This is a genomic window from Xanthobacter sp. ZOL 2024, from assembly GCF_052932325.1.
The window spans coordinates 1-14,935 of sequence record NZ_JBRFIN010000001.1 but is presented as its reverse complement, the minus strand read 5'-3'; the positions used below and the strand labels follow the sequence as shown (position 1 = coordinate 14,935).

Sequence of the window (14,935 nt, the reverse complement as noted above, 5' to 3'; positions counted from 1 at the left end):
CTCGCACGCGCGCATGCACGAACACCACGCAGCAATCCGGCCTTTTTTGCCGACCACCATCGCCTTCGCCATCATGGCCTCCCTCCTGGCATCCACCACCTGCGTGAAAGCGCAGGGCCTCAGTGCCAACGAGGCCAAGGGCACCGGCATTTCGGGGCGCTGGCGGGGCAGCCCCGGCGTAGTCACGCGAGGCCCCGACGGGAAGGTCGTCTTTCTCTATGGCGAGATCCAGCCCTCCGTCGTCTGCTCCCCACTGCAGGTCTGCGACATCGAACTCCAGCCGGGCGAAGTGGTCCGCGACGTACTCGTCGGCGACACTGTCCGCTGGAAGGTCGAGCCGGCGACGTCGGGAGCAGCCGATGGCCAGGCGATCCACCTGATCGTCAAGCCGTCGGAGCCGGGGCTCGTCACCTCGATGGTGGTAACGACCTCACGCCGCACCTACCACATCCAGCTGAAATCGCATCAGAGCCAGTACATGGCCCGCGTCGGCTTCGCCTATCCCGAGGATGTTTCCGCCAGAATGGCGGACATCAATGCCCGGATCGAGGCCAGCACCATCCCCGGCGCCGGCGTGCCGGCCGAGCAGCTCCAGTTCGAATATTCGGTCTCCGGTCGGGCCGGCTGGCGGCCGAGCCGGGTCTATAGCGACGGACAGAAGACCTACATCCAGTTTCCGCGCTCGATCACCGGCCAGGATGCGCCGGTCCTCTTCGTGACCTCGGGCGGACAGAGCCGCATCGTCAATTACCGCATGAAGGGCGACATGATGATCGTCGACTATCATGTCGACAGGGCCGTGCTCGTGTCAGGCGTCGGCTGGAATCGGGAGAAGGTTACGATCCGGAGGGGCGGCTGATGCTCCTTTCTCCCAGATTGCGTTCCCTGGCCGGCGCGGCAGCGCTCGCGCTTGTCCTTGCCGGATGTCAGACCGCCGGACAGGGCAGCCTCATTGCCAGCGACGCACCCACTGACGTGTCCGGTCCTGCCGCAAGCGCCATCGCCGGTGAAATGGTGAGCCGGCTGGCCGAACAGGTCGGGCCGGGAACCGCCACGATCGCACTCAAGCAGGACGGTTCGCCTTTCGGAGAGGCTCTCGAAACCGCCCTGAAGGGCTGGGGCTATGCCGTCGTCACGGATCAGAAGACCGATGGCGAAACGAGCATTGTCCCGCTTGCCTACATGATCGTTCCCTTCGAGGGCCAGGTTCTGGCCCGGCTCTCGACAGCCGATGTTGAACTCGGGCGGGCCTATAGCGTCACGGCAGCCGGCGCTACACCGGTGAGCCCGGTCTCCGTCATGCGGCGCGGATAGGAAGGGTATCATGACGCAATCCCTCAAGCTCGGCGGTGCTTCGAATGACGGGACCGAAGCCGGCATGCGCCGGATCAACCGGCTGCCCGTCATCATCGTCATCGTGCTGGTCGTCACCTTCCTGGGTGTGATCTTCTACGGCCTGGCCTCGCGCGGCCTGCGCTTGGGGGAAGCAGGCGGGCCCGGGGAGAGTACCGGTAACCCGGCATCCACCTTTGCCGACCAGCTCAAACGCGGCGTCGGCGACGCGATCATTGGCGAACCCCAACAGGCGACACCGCTCCCGCCTGTCCCGGTCACGACCAGGGAGGAGCCGGCAGCCAACCCCTTCAGGACCCCGCCGACGCCGCAAGCCGGCGGACGACCGGAACCCGCGCTGGAGCCGGACAGGGTCTGGCGGGCGCGGCTACAACGCGAGCAGGAGGAACAGTATCTGCGTGAGCGTCATCGTCAGGACATGGCGCGGATGCAGGCAAGTGACGCGGCTTATGATGCTCCCATCGCGATCGATCGCAGCAAGCTCGATGGGCGAAGCGTCAGCTCGACGTCCCGTCCGGGCGAACCGACTCTGCCGGCCGGGTCGGGGACGAGCGGCGCCCCGGATCTTCTCGCCGCCGCCTTGCGCGCGGGAGCCGGCGGCATAAATCCGGATCCCAACGGTCAGCGTGCCAAGGAAGACTTCTTCAATGCCGATCTCAAAAGCCTCGGCTACCTGTCGAACCGGGAGGTGCCGCAGATCTCGCCCTTTGAGCTGAAGCGCGGCTCGGTGATCCCCGCCACCCTGATCACCGGCATCAACTCCGACCTGCCGGGGCGCATCACCGCGCAGGTGAGCCAGAATGTCTATGACAGCGCGACCGGCCATCGCCTGCTCATTCCGCAGGGCACGAAGCTCCTCGGTCGCTACGACAGCAAGGTGTCGTTCGGGCAGAGCCGTGTCCTCGTCGTCTGGACCGATATCATCTACCCGAACGGCTCGACATTGCAGATCGGCGGCATGGCGGGAACGGACGCTGAGGGCTATGGCGGCTTCCGCGACAAGGTCGATCGCAAATGGCTGGAAACCTTCGGCTCCGCCATACTGATCGCCATGATCGGCACCGGGATCGACATGGCGATTCCCCAGAACAATGACCCGTTCAATTCCAACAGCCCCGAGGATGCCGCGCGGATCAATTTTGCCGAGACCTTCGGTCGGACGGCGGAACAGACCATCCAGCGCAACATGGACGTCCAGCCGACGCTCGAGATCCGTCCAGGCTACCAGTTCAACGTGCTGGTGGACCAGGACATCGTGTTCCCCGGCGCCTATCGGGGATAGGGGGTCGCCACCCAAGGCACTGTTCCCCTGACAGATTTCTTAGGATGCAGGCCTTCTTGCCGCGGCCCGCCACTGGCGCGGCGGCCCCATGCTCCGTATAAGGAGGTTGGGGCAGTACGCGCTGTCCTGGGGCTTAGAATCCCCTGATGAACGGTTGGTGCCGACCGGAATGGCACCAGAATCCTCTGACCTTACGGCCGGGGGCCTGTGACGCATGTCCAGGCGCTTCGGTGCTAAAGGTCTCAGGGCCGATTCATCTCGGATTCTAACCCCCGGCTTAGGGCTCATGGGATTATCGTCGGCGGGGGCGTACCGCGGACAACTTCAGGCGAGCAGGAGATGGAAACCAACGAGTCCACAGCGGAGACCAAATTCGAGCTCCGTCCCCTCATCGGACTGACGCGGGGGCTGCCTCAGTCGGATCTCGAGGCCATCACGGTCAATGCGATCCGCATCCACAGGCAGCTGGTCGATCGCGCCGATGAGCTGTTCCACGAACTTCCCGACACCTGCAAGGCCGGGAAGACGCATGGAGGCGAACAGCATGTCCGATATATTGAGGCAGCCATCGAGATGCACTCTCAAATGGCTGCCGTTGCGACTCTTATCGCGCTTCTCGGATATACGCCGAGTGTTTCAGTGAACTAATCGTCAGATCAGCTTCCGGCGGATCGCCACGGCAACAAGCTGTGTAATTGTATAGACGTTAAACCGCTTTTTTGTTTCAGCGAGTTTCACCCGCACGCTGTTATATTTGACGTTGTGGAGATCGGCGACTTCCTCCACCGTCTTGCCCAGGGCAATCCAGCGTAGATAAGCGGCCTCCTTCGCATCGAGCCATGCGTGTTCCTCGATCGTCGGCGTCGCCTGCAGATGCGCAATGCGCGCATGAAGCTGCCCCACGGCAGCAGCGGCCGCGATGGCATCTATATCCTTTTCGGGATCGATCCTGCGTTTGTCGGATGCCAGCGTGAACATCGACATGAAGCCGTTCGCTGTATTCACCGGGATCGTAAAGCCTGACCGGATCGCGAAGTCGGCAGCATGCGAGAAGAAGGATCGCTGTTCTCTGGACAGGTGCGAGCGGTCAGACTCCCCATCCCAGGAAAAGGCCCGCCTGAGTCTCCTTGCCCGCTCCACGACGGGATCGATCACGGAGTAGCACTCATCGAAATAAACACGTTGCCATTCAGGACGATAATTTGAAATCGCGAAGGTATTGTTCATTTGCATATGCAGGTAGGCGTATCCACCAAAGCCAAAGGATTCAGAAAGGTCCGTCAAAGCCGATTTGAGACCGGTTTCGTCCAATCCAACTGCCGCCAGGTCGGTAAGCCTGTCAACCCAATGCTTCACCAGGTTCCTCCGCTCAACGTTTCAGTTTCATGCAGCTGAGTTTTGACCTTCGGATTGGTCAACTCAAAATTGCGCTTTCTCCACACACCTTGCATGACGGCGGTATCCTGTGGGGCGTTTCCGCACTCCAGCACCTCCTCCGCTACGGGCACCTCGATCGTTCCGGGCGCCCGTATCCGCTCACGATGCAATCCATGAAGCACCGCGATTATCGCTGTTCCGCCGCAGGTCACCGCGGACAGCGCACGAGGACTTTTGCACTCACTTGCCGGGCGATCAAGAAACCGCCTTACGCAATCGCACGGCCCCCCGGAATGGTCTTTCTATTTCCGATCCGTGGACGGCTTCACGCCAATCCTCGATAGATCGATCCGGATGTCAGCACCGTTGGGATCTCCGGCCGGAGGCTCCGATGGGCTGCCCTCCCTGTCTGCTTCCTCAGCCGTGGTTTCCGGTGACGTGTGCGGCATCGAGCCATCGGGCGGCAGTTCCGTCGCCGTGAACACGAAATCACCCTCGAAGTACCCGCTTTTCCAAGCGAGGATGGCATCCTCAAGCGCCTCGTCCGTCTCCCGACCGTACCACCTGACCACCATGGCGTAGACCTTTCGGAACAGAGCGCTGCCCATGCGGATGTTCGCGCACGGATCGACCAGGTCGGATGTGAGTTCCGCAACATCCTGCGCCCCAAGGCCTGCGGGGAACTGGGTAACGCCGACGCGCACGACGTGGCGGCCAACGTGCTCGCGGATCAGAGCCAGCGCTTCGACGGGCGAGCCCGGCTTCGGTACCAATACTATCCGATCGCCCGCGCGGACCGTCACGGCAAGAGGATCCCGCATTCCCACCTGCTCGATGAACTTCTCGACGATCGCCGGTTTCAGGTTGGGGTCGGCGCATTGCTGGATAAGGGCGGCATCCACCATTCCCGTCTCTCCGTTGGTTCAGGCGTTGAACGACATCGCCAATGGAACCGCGAACAGCCGTGCCCACGCGGTCACGCTCGCCTTCTGGATGGCAATGATCGAGGAGCCTTGAGTCCACCAGCCATTGCCCGTCGCGACGATCGTCTCCGCGCCAAACCACATCGACTGAAGAATGGGCCAGACGATGAGCTGTTCGTAGCAGATGAGCGGCGCGACCCGGATGCCCGCGACTTCCTCCACCGGGTTCGCAAAGAAGTAGGCGCGGGCACCGCCACCCGCTCCGGTCCATGTTGCCCAGGGCTGCCACATGGACACGGGTACCGGCATTCGCTCGCGGTAGAGGACACTCGCCTTACGGGCAGAAATCGCCACCATCACGTTGTCATAGCCATGCCGTTCGAGCACGGTGGCGCCGACGAGGAGCGTGACGTTCGAGTCGCGCAACGCGTTGATCCAGAAATCCTCAACGGTCGGGGTCCAGAACCCGAGCGCACTTTCCGGCAAGATCACGACGCGGGCACCGCTGATGACCTGCTCGCGGACCAGGGCGGCGAGCGCGTCCTGATAGGCAAGGGAATGCTCGCGGCCGAGGCTCCGACCGAGAGAGAGGTCAACGCCCCTCCATCCCGCGGGCGGCGCCTGTTTAGCCGTGTTCGCCGCCGACCATAGCCATAGCCCAGCGAGGACGATCATCATGACCGGCCAGGCGCGCGTCGTCATGACAAGCAACATCGCGACGGCAGCCGTGAGGCCCCACCAGCCCCAACCGGGGAAGAGAACACCGGCAGCCGTCACGGGATGCGCCCACCCCGTGATCCCAAACGGGGGAAACGCCATCAGGACAGCAGCCACCAGATAACGCACCGCGCGCGTCCATCCCGGTTGTCTCAACCACAGCGCAGCGTGCACCCCGACAAAGAGGCACGACGCGCCGATCCATAGCCCCAGTCCGGGCCAGATATCGGCAGCGTAGAAGGCGGCGACACCCTGTGGCAGGCCCCGCGAGGCTGCGAGGAAATACCCCATCGAGACTGCCGCCGCCGTGACGCGGTTCGGCGCCCACGCCCAGAGCGCCGGGAACAACATGGCGAACGGAAGGGTGAGCGCATGGCCGCTCCAGCCCGCCCAGCCGATGGCGACGGCCACAGTGATGAGCAGGGCAGGGCGCCAGCGATCAGGGATGGACAGTAAGGACCGGCCGCGCAAGGCCGAGAAGGCCGGCGGCGGGGATCGGCCCGAAGTAGCGGGAGTCATAGGAACCTGCGAAGGGAGAGTGAACGAAGATCTGGCCCGCCGGAACGATGCCGCCGACCCAGGGAGTAAGCGGACGGCCGGCGCCATCGCGAGCGATCAGTTCGGAGCGGGGCAGGGCGGCACCATCGATCGTGACGCTGGCGCCGACCTCGATGCGGCTGCCGGCGAGCGCCGCGACGGTCTTGATGAGCGGCGCTGCGCCGCCGGTGCACGATCCCCAGCGGAAGTACCCACGCTCGCGACCGAACGCCGAGACCGACCCCGGCGGCGGACAGACGAAAACGAGATCCCCGACCGCGACAGGGCGATCGAGCGGCACGATCCGCCATAGCCCCAGCGGTTCGCTCGGCGTGAGATTGATCCGGAGCCCGCCCAGCCAACCAAGGCCGGCAATCGCGGCAATCGCGATCACACCGCCGACCAGGATCGCGAGCACACGACGCCGCGTTTCGCACTTCCTCCTTCCGGCTGCCTTAGTGATATCCGCACGTGCTCCGACCATCATTTGAGCGACAATCCCTGCCGCTGCGACTGGCGCATCGCCTCGACCTGCTTCAACCCTTCCGCGGTGCACTGCTGGGCGGCGAGCTGCTGCGCCGTTCGCATCGTTGGCCAGGCCGATTTCAGCTCATCGCGTTGGCCGGCATTCATGCCGGCGGCGAGTTTCTCGAAGGTGGGTCCGTCCGGCGACTTCGCGCTGTTGGCAAGCATGGACCGCTCGCCGAACCGCTCATTGACGGCCCGGGCGACCCCCTCGAGCTCTGCCTTCACCATCTTGTCCTCAAGGGAGAAGGCGAGCGCGGCGGGTAGGTCGTTTCGGTCGATCGCGTCACGCACACGCTCGAGCACATTCTTCGCTGCTGGCGACAGGGCCGGGATATCGACCGCGACCTTGACGCGGGCCGCGCGTTCCTCGGCCTCAAACTTATGCTCAGCCTCGGCGCGTAGTCGCAGATAACGCTCCAGGTCTCGGGCGAGCGCCGGCACGTTCAGCGTAGCCCGTTCGCGGTCATCCCTGTCGGCGCGGCTGGCGAGTAGGCCGGTCTTGCCCTTCAGCGCACCGAAGCTCTCAGGCGTTGCCGCGATCGTCGACAGGGTGGATTTGGCGGTGTCGGTGTTTCTGATCATGCCGTCGACGTCGACCTTGCGGAACGTGCTCTCCGGCTCGGCGAAGACGAAGCGGAAGCGGGTCGACACCTCCGCCCATTGCCTCGATAGCACGGGATCGGCGGCGAGCCTGTCCTCGACCGCCTGATCGACGGATTTGGGGAATGCGGTTATGCCGGCGACCATCGGCCTGGCCTCCTTCTGCGTTTCCGGAACGGTGTGTTTCGGGACCACCCCGAGGCCGAGCCTCAAACCGAAGGCCAGAAGCCGCGTGCCGAGATCGGCGAGCTTGTCCTTCTGCCGGATAGTCCAGCGCAGCCGGTCAGCGACGAGCGTGCGGGCGACGCGAACAAGATGCAGGCCGCGCGCCTCAGTGAAGCGCAGAGCGGCGCGATAGGAGCCGGCGCGCTCATAGTCGAGCGTGGTTTCCTTGGCGCGCCGCTGCGACAGGATCTTCGTCAGGCCACCAGCCTTCCGGAAGGACAGCGCCCCGTAATAGAGGTCGACATCCTCGCGATGGCGGGTCAGCGCCACATAGGACAGGTGACGGTCGAGCGAGAGCGTGGCGAGCACCTTGACCCGGTCGACGGTCGCGCCCTGGCTTTTGTGGATCGTCGTCGCATAGCCATGATCGAGATTGGCGTAGAAGCGCTGGTCGACGTCGACATGGCGACGGTGTTCGCCCTCGCCGACCATGGCCCTGAACCCACCCGGCCGTGCCTCGACGACATGGGCGATCATGCCGTTCTTCACGCCGAGCGCCGCGTCGTTCTTCAGGAACACGATCTGGTCGCCGGCAGCGAAGCGGCGGGGTCCGTCCTCAGTGCGGAAGGCATGGCCTTCCTCAATGAGGCCGCGCTCGATCAGCTTGCTCCGCGCCATGTCATTGAGTACGCGCACGTCGCGGCGGAGATGGGCGAGGATCAGCGTCGATTTCGCCGTATCATAGTCGCAGTTCCAATCCTCGATGAGTGCTGCAACCGCCTCGGCCTTGAATGTGCGCGGCTGGAGCTTACCGTTCGCCTCATAGCTCTCCAGTGCCGCGGCGACATTGCCACGCGCGAGATCGAGCGAGGCGTCGCGCATCCATGGTTCACGCTGGCGATAGATGGTCTCGAGTTCGGCATAGCCGGTGCGCTCGACGATGGCGCGGAACGCCGCCCCCGCCTCGATCGGCTGGAGCTGATCGGGATCACCGACCAGCACCAGCTTGGCACCGGCCTTCACCACCGTCTCGACGAACAGCGCCATCTGCCGGGATGACACCATGCCGGCCTCGTCGAGCACAAACACGCATCTATCGTCGATCGGGTCACGGCCCTTTGACCAGGCGAGCTCCCAGGAGGCGAGCGTGCGCGAGGCGATGCCGGCCTCGCTCGAAAGGCCCTCCGCCGCCTTACCGGCGAGCGCGGCGCCGACGACGCGATAACCGGCCGCTTCCCAGACTTCCCGCGCGGCCTTCATCATCGTGGTCTTGCCGGCGCCAGCGCGCCCGACGACAGCGGCCAGCCGTCCGTCGCCGGCGACATGGGCAATCGCCACGCGCTGCTCTTCCGAGAGCCGGGCATGATGCTGGAACACCGTCTCGAGCACGGTCTCGCGAACACCATGCGAGGACCGCGCAGCGAGCCAGATCGCGCGATGGGCCATCTCGGCTTCGAGCGTGATCAGCTCACGCGTCGTGTACTTGGCGGGCTCGCGGACGCCGCTCGCAAAGCCGATCCGCTCGCCTTCCAGACGGAGCACGTCGGGATTCTGCATGATCCGCGCGAGAAGCTGCTGGAACATGCCAACATCGTCGACATAGCGATGCAGCACCTTGGCGATGTCGCGCTCGGTGAAGACGCTCATCTCGCGCGTGACGAGGTCGAGCACGATCTCCGGGCGGCGCAGGATACGCTCGCGGTTCTCCGCCCGTCTCTCCTCATGGAGCGCAACACGCTCCAGCCTGGGCGACCACCCGGCCGCTCCTTCCTTCCGGTCGATCGCCTTCGCCGCCACGCCGACATGCGTGGTCGGCATGAGGTCGATGCCGCGCTCGGCGTAGGACCGGCCATCGACGCGGATATCGAGGCCGGCAAGCGCCAGATGCTTGTTCTGGAGATCGAGCCAGCCCTTGCGCTGCTCGAGGAACTCGGTCTTCTCACCGGACCACAGCCGATAGACGATCTTGCCGACGTCGTTGCGCAGCGGCGCACCGTCGTCGCCGAGAACCTGGACCTTCTTCGATCCGAACCCGCCATCGACGAGGGGTCGCAAGGTGGTCATCAGGTGGATATGCGGATTGCCCGGTTCGTCGTGGAACACCCAGTCGGCGACCTGCCCGCGGGCGAGCAGCTGCGTCTCGATGAACTCTCGCACCAAAGCGATGTTCTGGTCCACCGACAGCTCGACCGGCAACGCGATGATGAATTCCCTGGCGAGCTGCGCGTCGGAGCGCTTCTCGAAGGCTTCGACCGCATTCCAGAACGCTTCCGCGGCCCCCGCGACCGAACGATCGGCAATCAGCGCTCGCGCCCATTCCGGCGCACCGGCCGGCAGCAGGAACTCCTCATGCCGGAGCCCGCGCTTGGCGGAATAGTCGACGGTACGGCCCTCCGCCTCGTGCTCCATCCGCGCACAGTGACGGTACGCCGCCGACAGCACGGCGCTGCGGCCGGAACCGCGCGAGATGAGCTGGGGCGTGAAATGCGTGATGGCCAAGGCAGTGTGGGCTCCCAAACGACGACAAGACAGGCATGTTCGTCGGGAGCGGCGGCCGCTGACTGGGGGTGAAGCAGGGCGTCGCGATAGCGACGTATTACTGCGCCCTTGGACCATTCCTTCGGAACGGCCGGGATCATCCGCCAAAGTGTCGGCTGCGCCGACGTGCAAATCTGCACCTTTCGATCACGGGGCATCCGGAGGATGCCTTACCCGATGCGATCCGCACCGGGCGCAACAGGAGGTCCCACCGGAATGAAGAAGCCATCGTCGAAAATCCGCGAGGAAATCGTCCAGCTCCAGGCCCAGCTCAAGCTCGCCGAAACGCGCGAGGCCGAGCGGATCGGACGCGTGGCCCTGAAGGCCGGGCTCGGTGAGATCGAGATCGACGAAGGCGAACTACAGGTCGCGTTCGAGGAAATTGCCGGCCGGTTTCGTGGGAAGTGCGGAAAGGCGACCGGAAAAAGAGATGGCGGCGCCGTGGAGGAGCCCACGGCCTCGGCCACGAAGGTCGCGGCTGGCCCGGCTGCGGATGGCGCTGGCGAGGTGTGAGCGCATGCGTCAGGCCTCATCATCCGAAGCCCGCAAGAAGGATGCGCGCGAGAAGATCGAGCTCGGCGGCCTGATCGCCAAGTCGGGGCTGCGCTACGAGAAGCGCGCCGTCCTGCTCGGCGCGCTTCTCGAACTCGGCCAGCGGCTGAAGGCCGACGATGCCGAGCGAATGCGCCTCGCCGCGATCGGCGCGAAGGCCTTCGGTCATGACGGCGAATAGGCTCCTGCTTGGCATAGCGCCGATCGCCTTGATGATCGGAACGCTGATTGGCCTCTCCCGTTTCGAGCAAGCGCTTGCCACGCTCGGTAAGACCGACGCACAGCGCCTTATGTTCGGACGTGCCGGGCTTGCATTGCCGTTCCTTGCCGCCGCTGCGACCGGCGTGATCTTCCTCTTCGCCGCCGCCGGTGCCGCTAATATCCGCGCGGCCGGATGGGGCGTCATCGCGGGATGCGCGATGGCGATCACCATCGCCGTGCTGCGCGCGACGTCACAGTCTCCGGCATTCGCCCAGATCGATCCGGCATACCTGATAGGCGGAAGCGCCCTGCTGATCGTCGGCTGCTTCGCCCTGCGCGTCGCCGTGAAAGGCAACGCCGCCTTCGCCGCGCCGGTGCCGAAGCGCGTGCATGGCAGGCGTGCCCTGCATGGCGATGCCGACTGGATGACGATGGCCGAGGCCGGGAAGCTCTTTCCCGATACCGGCGGCATCGTCATCGGCGAGCGCTACCGTGTCGACAAAGACAGCTCGGCGGCGGCGGCGTTTCGTGCGACGGATCGGCAGAGCTGGGGAGCGGGCGGACGCTCACCGCTGCTCTGCTTCGACGCCTCCTTCGGCTCGTCGCACGGCGTCGTCTTCGCCGGCTCCGGTGGCTACAAGACGACCTCGGTGACGATCCCCACCGCCCTCAAATGGGGCGGCACGCTCGTCGTGCTCGACCCCTCGAACGAGGTCGCGCCCATGGTGATCGACCACCGCCGCGCGGCCGGACGCACCGTCCATGTTCTCGACCCGAAGGCGCCCGCCACCGGCTTCAACGCCCTCGACTGGATCGGACGCTTCGGCGGCACGAAGGAGGAAGACATCGCGGCGGTCGCCTCCTGGATCATGAGCGACAGCGGCGGGACACGCGGTGTGCGCGACGACTTCTTCCGCGCCTCGGCCTTGCAGCTCCTCACCGCGCTCATCGCCGATGTCTGCCTGTCCGGGCATACAGAGGAGAAGGACCAGACGCTGCGCCAGGTGCGCGCCAATCTCTCCGAGCCGGAACCGAAGCTGCGGTCGCGTTTGCAGGAGATCTATGACGGCTCGCAATCGCCATTCGTGAAGGAGAACGTCGCCGTCTTCGTCAACATGACGCCCGAGACCTTCTCGGGCGTCTACGCCAACGCCGTCAAGGAAACCCACTGGCTGAGCTACCCGAGCTATGCCGCGCTCGTATCGGGCAACTCCTTCGTCACCGACGATCTCGCCGGGGGCGAGACTGACGTCTTCATCAATCTCGACCTGAAGACGCTGGAGACCCATGCCGGTCTCGCACGCGTCGTCATCGGCGCGTTCATGAACGCGATCTACAACCGGAACGGCGAGATGACGGGGAGGGCGCTGTTCCTGCTCGACGAGGTGGCGCGGCTCGGCTTCATGCGGATCCTCGAAACCGCGCGCGACGCCGGCCGCAAATACGGCATCACGCTGCTGCTGCTGTTCCAATCCATCGGCCAGATGCGCGAGACCTGGGGCGGCCGCGACGCCGCGAGCAAATGGTTCGAGTCGGCATCCTGGATCAGCTTCGCCGCCGTCAACGATCCCGAGACCGCGGACTACATATCCCGTCGCTGCGGCATGACCACGGTCGAGATCGACCAGGTCAGCCGCTCGTCGCAATCCTCCGGATCCTCACGGACGCGATCGAAACAGCTCGCCTCCCGCCCGCTGATCCAGCCGCACGAGGTCCTGCGCATGCGCGCCGACGAGCAGATCGTCTTCACCGCCGGCAACGCGCCGCTGCGCTGCGGCCGCGCCATCTGGTTCCGGCGCGAGGACATGAAGGCCTGCGTGAAGGCGAACAGGTTCCAGCCGGAGAAAAGCTGAGCCCGCGATGTCGGGCCATGCGACCCCTTCACGGAAATGAATCGATGACGCCGGACCGATTCATAAGTGTCGTTGGACGCCGAATCCCGCCAATGGGATTCTGGCGTCATGCTCGTTCAGCCCTACCAGCTCTATGTCGAACGCCGGGATGCCTCCAGGAACATGGCCCGGTTCTACGCCATGTCGATCGAGCAGACCCTGTTCGGACAGGCCTGCCTCATCCGGCGCTGGGGACGCATCGGCGCCTATGGGCAGACCATGCAGCATTCCTTCGACCGCGAGGACGAAGCCGTGCAGCTTTTCCTCGACCTGCTGCGGCAGAAGCGCAATCGCGGCTATCGGCCGAAGGGAAAACCGATCTCGTCCGACAGCTCAACTCATGAGGGGTAAGAGGTTGGCCCCGCCTCGTCGGCGGGGCCGGCTCGGGGTCAGTCTCGATTGGGGCGGGACCAGATCAGCGAGAGGCCGTCCTCGCCTTCGACCTCGACCAGGGTGGCGTAGATCGGAGCCGGGAAGCTCGGGTCGTCCAGCTTGACCGAGAGGTAGTCGCGGCCGCTCTGCTCGGAGTGCTTCTGCCACGCCGCACCCATCTCAACCGAGCCGCTCGCGAAGATGCGGAAGTGCGGGCCCTTGTCGGAAGGGTTCTCTATCCGCTCGAAGCGGGCCTTGACGTTGAGGGTGAGAGTCCTGACTGAGCCGGTGACGCCGTTCGAGGTGGAGGTGAAGGTGCCGATGGTCGCCATGGTGCTGATCCTTTTCCAGATTCTCGGGCCGCGCCCTCCGCGGCCTCGATGGTTGTCGACAAGACCGGGGACGATCGGACCGCACCTCGCAGAGGCCGGAACGAAGTGGAGGGCGGCGTCAGGCAATTTTGTTAGTCGGCGAGGAATGGCGGCGCCCGCAGGGTCCGCCAGGGGTCAGAAAATCGCCTGATGCCGTTGCGGGAAGACGATCGAGGCGAAGCCGGTCTCCGGTCAGACATGCCCCATCGAGCCCGCAGGAGGGTCGGCCGGTACAAGAGAGAAAGGACAGGCCGTGGCTGAACCAGAACCTCGGCACTCTCATTCTCGCCACCGCGCGGAAGATCGATCAGGCCGCGACGCCTCACCGAATTCGAGCACCGGCGGGTTCTGACGAATACCCCTCCAGGCCGGCGCATCACGAACCATCGTCACGGCCACATGAGAATGGACGCCTGGGGCGGACAGCACGCTCATGGCGGCGGCTCCTTCTCCCACGAGGTTCGCACAGATGGGGCCCGTCGCCGACATCCGAGCCAGTCCCGCCTCGTCGAGGCCCGTGGCGAGAACGTCAGCCCTCGGGCAATGTCTCCGGCCATCGCTGCGCGCCATGCAGGACGCGAAGAATACGGACCGTCGTTTCCGTTACGACATAGGCCGCGACATAAGGCGTGCCGGGGATCACCAGTTCGCGCGTCCCGTCGACCCTTCCGGGACGGCCGCTTTCGGGAAAATCGCGCAGGTGCGCGCCGCACCGGCTATTCGTTCATCGATGGAAACAGCGGCGGACGGGCTAACCGCCTCGATATGAGAGAATATGCCGTCGCGATCGGAGAGCGCCCAGGCTGACCAGACGAGCTTCCCGATTGGACGTTACCCGCGCGGCGCCGTGCGGCGCCGTACCGTCGCCCGCCGGGCCGCGAAATGCCCCTCGGCCTCATCGTCGGAAATATCGGGCCGGGTATCGTTCAGCGCTTCCAGCACCTTGGCCCGAAACCAGACGTCATGCGCCTCGCTGTTCGCCACCAGTTCCAGCGGAAGCGCCCCCTCATTGGCGGTCCGGGTGAGCAAAATGCGCACGGCATCGGACACCGTCAGGCCCATGCTTTCGAGCACGGCCGACGCGCGGTCCCGGATGTCGGCATCGATGCGGGTTTGAACGAGAGCATTTGCGGCCATCGGCGCCTCCTCTGTCGGCCAATGTAATGCGATTGAATGACGATTGCCAACTTTCTCCTGGCCACGCATCCCTTGCATGCGCCGGCGAACGCGATGATCGGCCGTCAGAATGGCGGCCATCCGGATCGGGGAGGGCGCGATGCCCGCCCCGACGATATGCGCCGCCTGATGCCTCAGGCGACCCTGCGCTCTTCGGAAGCCGCCGGCTGGAGCCCGTGCAGGAAGGCGACGGCGCGCTGCGCATGAGCCGCCGCCAAGAAGATCGCCCGCCTGTCCTCGGCCAGCACCTTGAGCCAGGAATCGAGATAGCTGGCATGGTCCGGCCTCGGCTCGAGCTCCGGCACGATGCCGAGATCGGCGCAGAGGAAGCAGCTCCCGAGTTCGGCGATA

At 65.0% G+C, this 14,935-nt stretch carries 16 protein-coding genes and 2 pseudogenes; 8 read left to right on the top strand and 10 right to left on the bottom strand.

What is annotated here, in order from left to right:
* The first annotated feature begins 73 nt into the window (after positions 1–73).
* The 4 genes from trbG to ACU4E7_RS22510 all read left to right on the top strand — a co-directional run bounded on the left by trbG (position 74) and on the right by ACU4E7_RS22510 (position 3,283).
* Complete coding sequence (gene trbG, locus ACU4E7_RS22525) at positions 74–859, top strand: P-type conjugative transfer protein TrbG (RefSeq protein ID WP_447021771.1); 786 nt, start codon at positions 74–76, stop codon at positions 857–859.
* Positions 859–1,314 (top strand): conjugal transfer protein TrbH, encoded by a 456-nt coding sequence (gene trbH, locus ACU4E7_RS22520; protein ID WP_447021743.1) that lies wholly within the window; start codon positions 859–861, stop codon positions 1,312–1,314. Before trbG ends, trbH begins: the two co-directional genes overlap by 1 nt.
* A gap of 10 nt (positions 1,315–1,324) precedes the next feature.
* The gene (gene trbI, locus ACU4E7_RS22515; RefSeq protein WP_447021742.1) at positions 1,325–2,635 is read left to right on the top strand and encodes an IncP-type conjugal transfer protein TrbI; all 1,311 of its coding nucleotides are present in this window, start codon (positions 1,325–1,327) and stop codon (positions 2,633–2,635) included.
* Positions 2,636–2,974: 339 nt separating this feature from the next.
* Positions 2,975–3,283: a transcriptional repressor TraM gene (locus ACU4E7_RS22510; protein ID WP_447021741.1), complete on the top strand. Its 309-nt coding sequence runs from the start codon at positions 2,975–2,977 to the stop codon at positions 3,281–3,283.
* A 3-nt stretch (positions 3,284–3,286) separates the two neighbouring features.
* Here the strand turns inward: ACU4E7_RS22510 and traR are convergent, their stop codons facing one another.
* The 5 genes from traR to traA form a co-directional block, all read right to left on the bottom strand.
* Positions 3,287–3,991 (bottom strand): autoinducer-binding transcriptional regulator TraR, encoded by a 705-nt coding sequence (traR, locus tag ACU4E7_RS22505; RefSeq protein ID WP_447021740.1) that lies wholly within the window; start codon positions 3,989–3,991, stop codon positions 3,287–3,289.
* Between the two features lie 323 nt (positions 3,992–4,314).
* The gene (locus ACU4E7_RS22500; RefSeq protein ID WP_447021739.1) at positions 4,315–4,917 is read right to left on the bottom strand and encodes a TraH family protein; all 603 of its coding nucleotides are present in this window, start codon (positions 4,915–4,917) and stop codon (positions 4,315–4,317) included.
* A gap of 18 nt (positions 4,918–4,935) precedes the next feature.
* A complete protein-coding gene (locus ACU4E7_RS22495) occupies positions 4,936–6,063 on the bottom strand; it encodes a conjugal transfer protein TraB (protein ID WP_447021738.1) in 1,128 nt (375 codons plus the stop codon).
* A gap of 28 nt (positions 6,064–6,091) precedes the next feature.
* Positions 6,092–6,673: a conjugative transfer signal peptidase TraF gene (traF, locus tag ACU4E7_RS22490; protein ID WP_447021770.1), complete on the bottom strand. Its 582-nt coding sequence runs from the start codon at positions 6,671–6,673 to the stop codon at positions 6,092–6,094.
* Positions 6,673–9,981, bottom strand: a complete 3,309-nt coding sequence (gene traA, locus ACU4E7_RS22485) for a Ti-type conjugative transfer relaxase TraA (protein ID WP_447021737.1) — start codon at positions 9,979–9,981, stop codon at positions 6,673–6,675. The genes traF and traA overlap by 1 nt, the downstream gene beginning before the upstream one ends.
* Positions 9,982–10,236: 255 nt before the next feature.
* Between traA and traC the strand changes: the two genes are divergently transcribed.
* The 4 genes from traC to ACU4E7_RS22465 all read left to right on the top strand — a co-directional run bounded on the left by traC (position 10,237) and on the right by ACU4E7_RS22465 (position 13,016).
* Positions 10,237–10,533, top strand: a complete 297-nt coding sequence (gene traC, locus ACU4E7_RS22480; RefSeq protein ID WP_447021736.1) for a conjugal transfer protein TraC — start codon at positions 10,237–10,239, stop codon at positions 10,531–10,533.
* A 4-nt stretch (positions 10,534–10,537) separates the two neighbouring features.
* Positions 10,538–10,753 (top strand): type IV conjugative transfer system coupling protein TraD, encoded by a 216-nt coding sequence (gene traD, locus ACU4E7_RS22475; protein ID WP_447021735.1) that lies wholly within the window; start codon positions 10,538–10,540, stop codon positions 10,751–10,753.
* The gene (gene traG / locus ACU4E7_RS22470) at positions 10,740–12,626 is read left to right on the top strand and encodes a Ti-type conjugative transfer system protein TraG (RefSeq protein ID WP_447021734.1); all 1,887 of its coding nucleotides are present in this window, start codon (positions 10,740–10,742) and stop codon (positions 12,624–12,626) included. Before traD ends, traG begins: the two co-directional genes overlap by 14 nt.
* Positions 12,627–12,734: 108 nt before the next feature.
* Positions 12,735–13,016 (top strand): WGR domain-containing protein, encoded by a 282-nt coding sequence (locus ACU4E7_RS22465; RefSeq protein WP_447021733.1) that lies wholly within the window; start codon positions 12,735–12,737, stop codon positions 13,014–13,016.
* Between the two features lie 38 nt (positions 13,017–13,054).
* Here the strand turns inward: ACU4E7_RS22465 and ACU4E7_RS22460 are convergent, their stop codons facing one another.
* The 5 genes and pseudogenes from ACU4E7_RS22460 to ACU4E7_RS22440 all read right to left on the bottom strand — a co-directional run.
* A complete protein-coding gene (locus tag ACU4E7_RS22460) occupies positions 13,055–13,369 on the bottom strand; it encodes a DUF736 domain-containing protein (RefSeq protein ID WP_447021732.1) in 315 nt (104 codons plus the stop codon).
* A gap of 318 nt (positions 13,370–13,687) precedes the next feature.
* Complete coding sequence (locus tag ACU4E7_RS22455; RefSeq protein ID WP_447021731.1) at positions 13,688–13,843, bottom strand: hypothetical protein; 156 nt, start codon at positions 13,841–13,843, stop codon at positions 13,688–13,690.
* Positions 13,844–13,937: 94 nt separating this feature from the next.
* Positions 13,938–14,233: pseudogene (locus ACU4E7_RS22450) on the bottom strand (type II toxin-antitoxin system RelE/ParE family toxin).
* Between the two features lie 6 nt (positions 14,234–14,239).
* Positions 14,240–14,545 carry a type II toxin-antitoxin system RelB/DinJ family antitoxin gene (locus ACU4E7_RS22445; RefSeq protein ID WP_447021775.1) on the bottom strand — a complete coding sequence of 102 codons (306 nt, stop codon included), beginning with the start codon at positions 14,543–14,545 and terminating at the stop codon, positions 14,240–14,242.
* 173 nt (positions 14,546–14,718) lie between these two features.
* A pseudogene (locus ACU4E7_RS22440) lies at positions 14,719–14,934 on the bottom strand (zincin-like metallopeptidase domain-containing protein); the annotation flags it as partial.
* Position 14,935 lies beyond the last annotated feature (1 nt).

Coding starts and splice junctions, on each gene's coding strand:
- trbG (WP_447021771.1), top strand. CDS start 74: ATGGCCTCCCTCCTGGCATCCACCACCTGCGTGAAAGCGCAGGGCCTC.
- trbH (WP_447021743.1), top strand. CDS start 859: ATGCTCCTTTCTCCCAGATTGCGTTCCCTGGCCGGCGCGGCAGCGCTC.
- trbI (WP_447021742.1), top strand. CDS start 1,325: ATGACGCAATCCCTCAAGCTCGGCGGTGCTTCGAATGACGGGACCGAA.
- ACU4E7_RS22510 (WP_447021741.1), top strand. CDS start 2,975: ATGGAAACCAACGAGTCCACAGCGGAGACCAAATTCGAGCTCCGTCCC.
- ACU4E7_RS22500 (WP_447021739.1), bottom strand. CDS start 4,917: ATGGTGGATGCCGCCCTTATCCAGCAATGCGCCGACCCCAACCTGAAA.
- traF (WP_447021770.1), bottom strand. CDS start 6,673: ATGGTCGGAGCACGTGCGGATATCACTAAGGCAGCCGGAAGGAGGAAG.
- traC (WP_447021736.1), top strand. CDS start 10,237: ATGAAGAAGCCATCGTCGAAAATCCGCGAGGAAATCGTCCAGCTCCAG.
- traD (WP_447021735.1), top strand. CDS start 10,538: ATGCGTCAGGCCTCATCATCCGAAGCCCGCAAGAAGGATGCGCGCGAG.
- traG (WP_447021734.1), top strand. CDS start 10,740: ATGACGGCGAATAGGCTCCTGCTTGGCATAGCGCCGATCGCCTTGATG.
- ACU4E7_RS22465 (WP_447021733.1), top strand. CDS start 12,735: ATGCTCGTTCAGCCCTACCAGCTCTATGTCGAACGCCGGGATGCCTCC.
- ACU4E7_RS22460 (WP_447021732.1), bottom strand. CDS start 13,369: ATGGCGACCATCGGCACCTTCACCTCCACCTCGAACGGCGTCACCGGC.
- ACU4E7_RS22455 (WP_447021731.1), bottom strand. CDS start 13,843: ATGAGCGTGCTGTCCGCCCCAGGCGTCCATTCTCATGTGGCCGTGACG.
- ACU4E7_RS22445 (WP_447021775.1), bottom strand. CDS start 14,545: ATGGCCGCAAATGCTCTCGTTCAAACCCGCATCGATGCCGACATCCGG.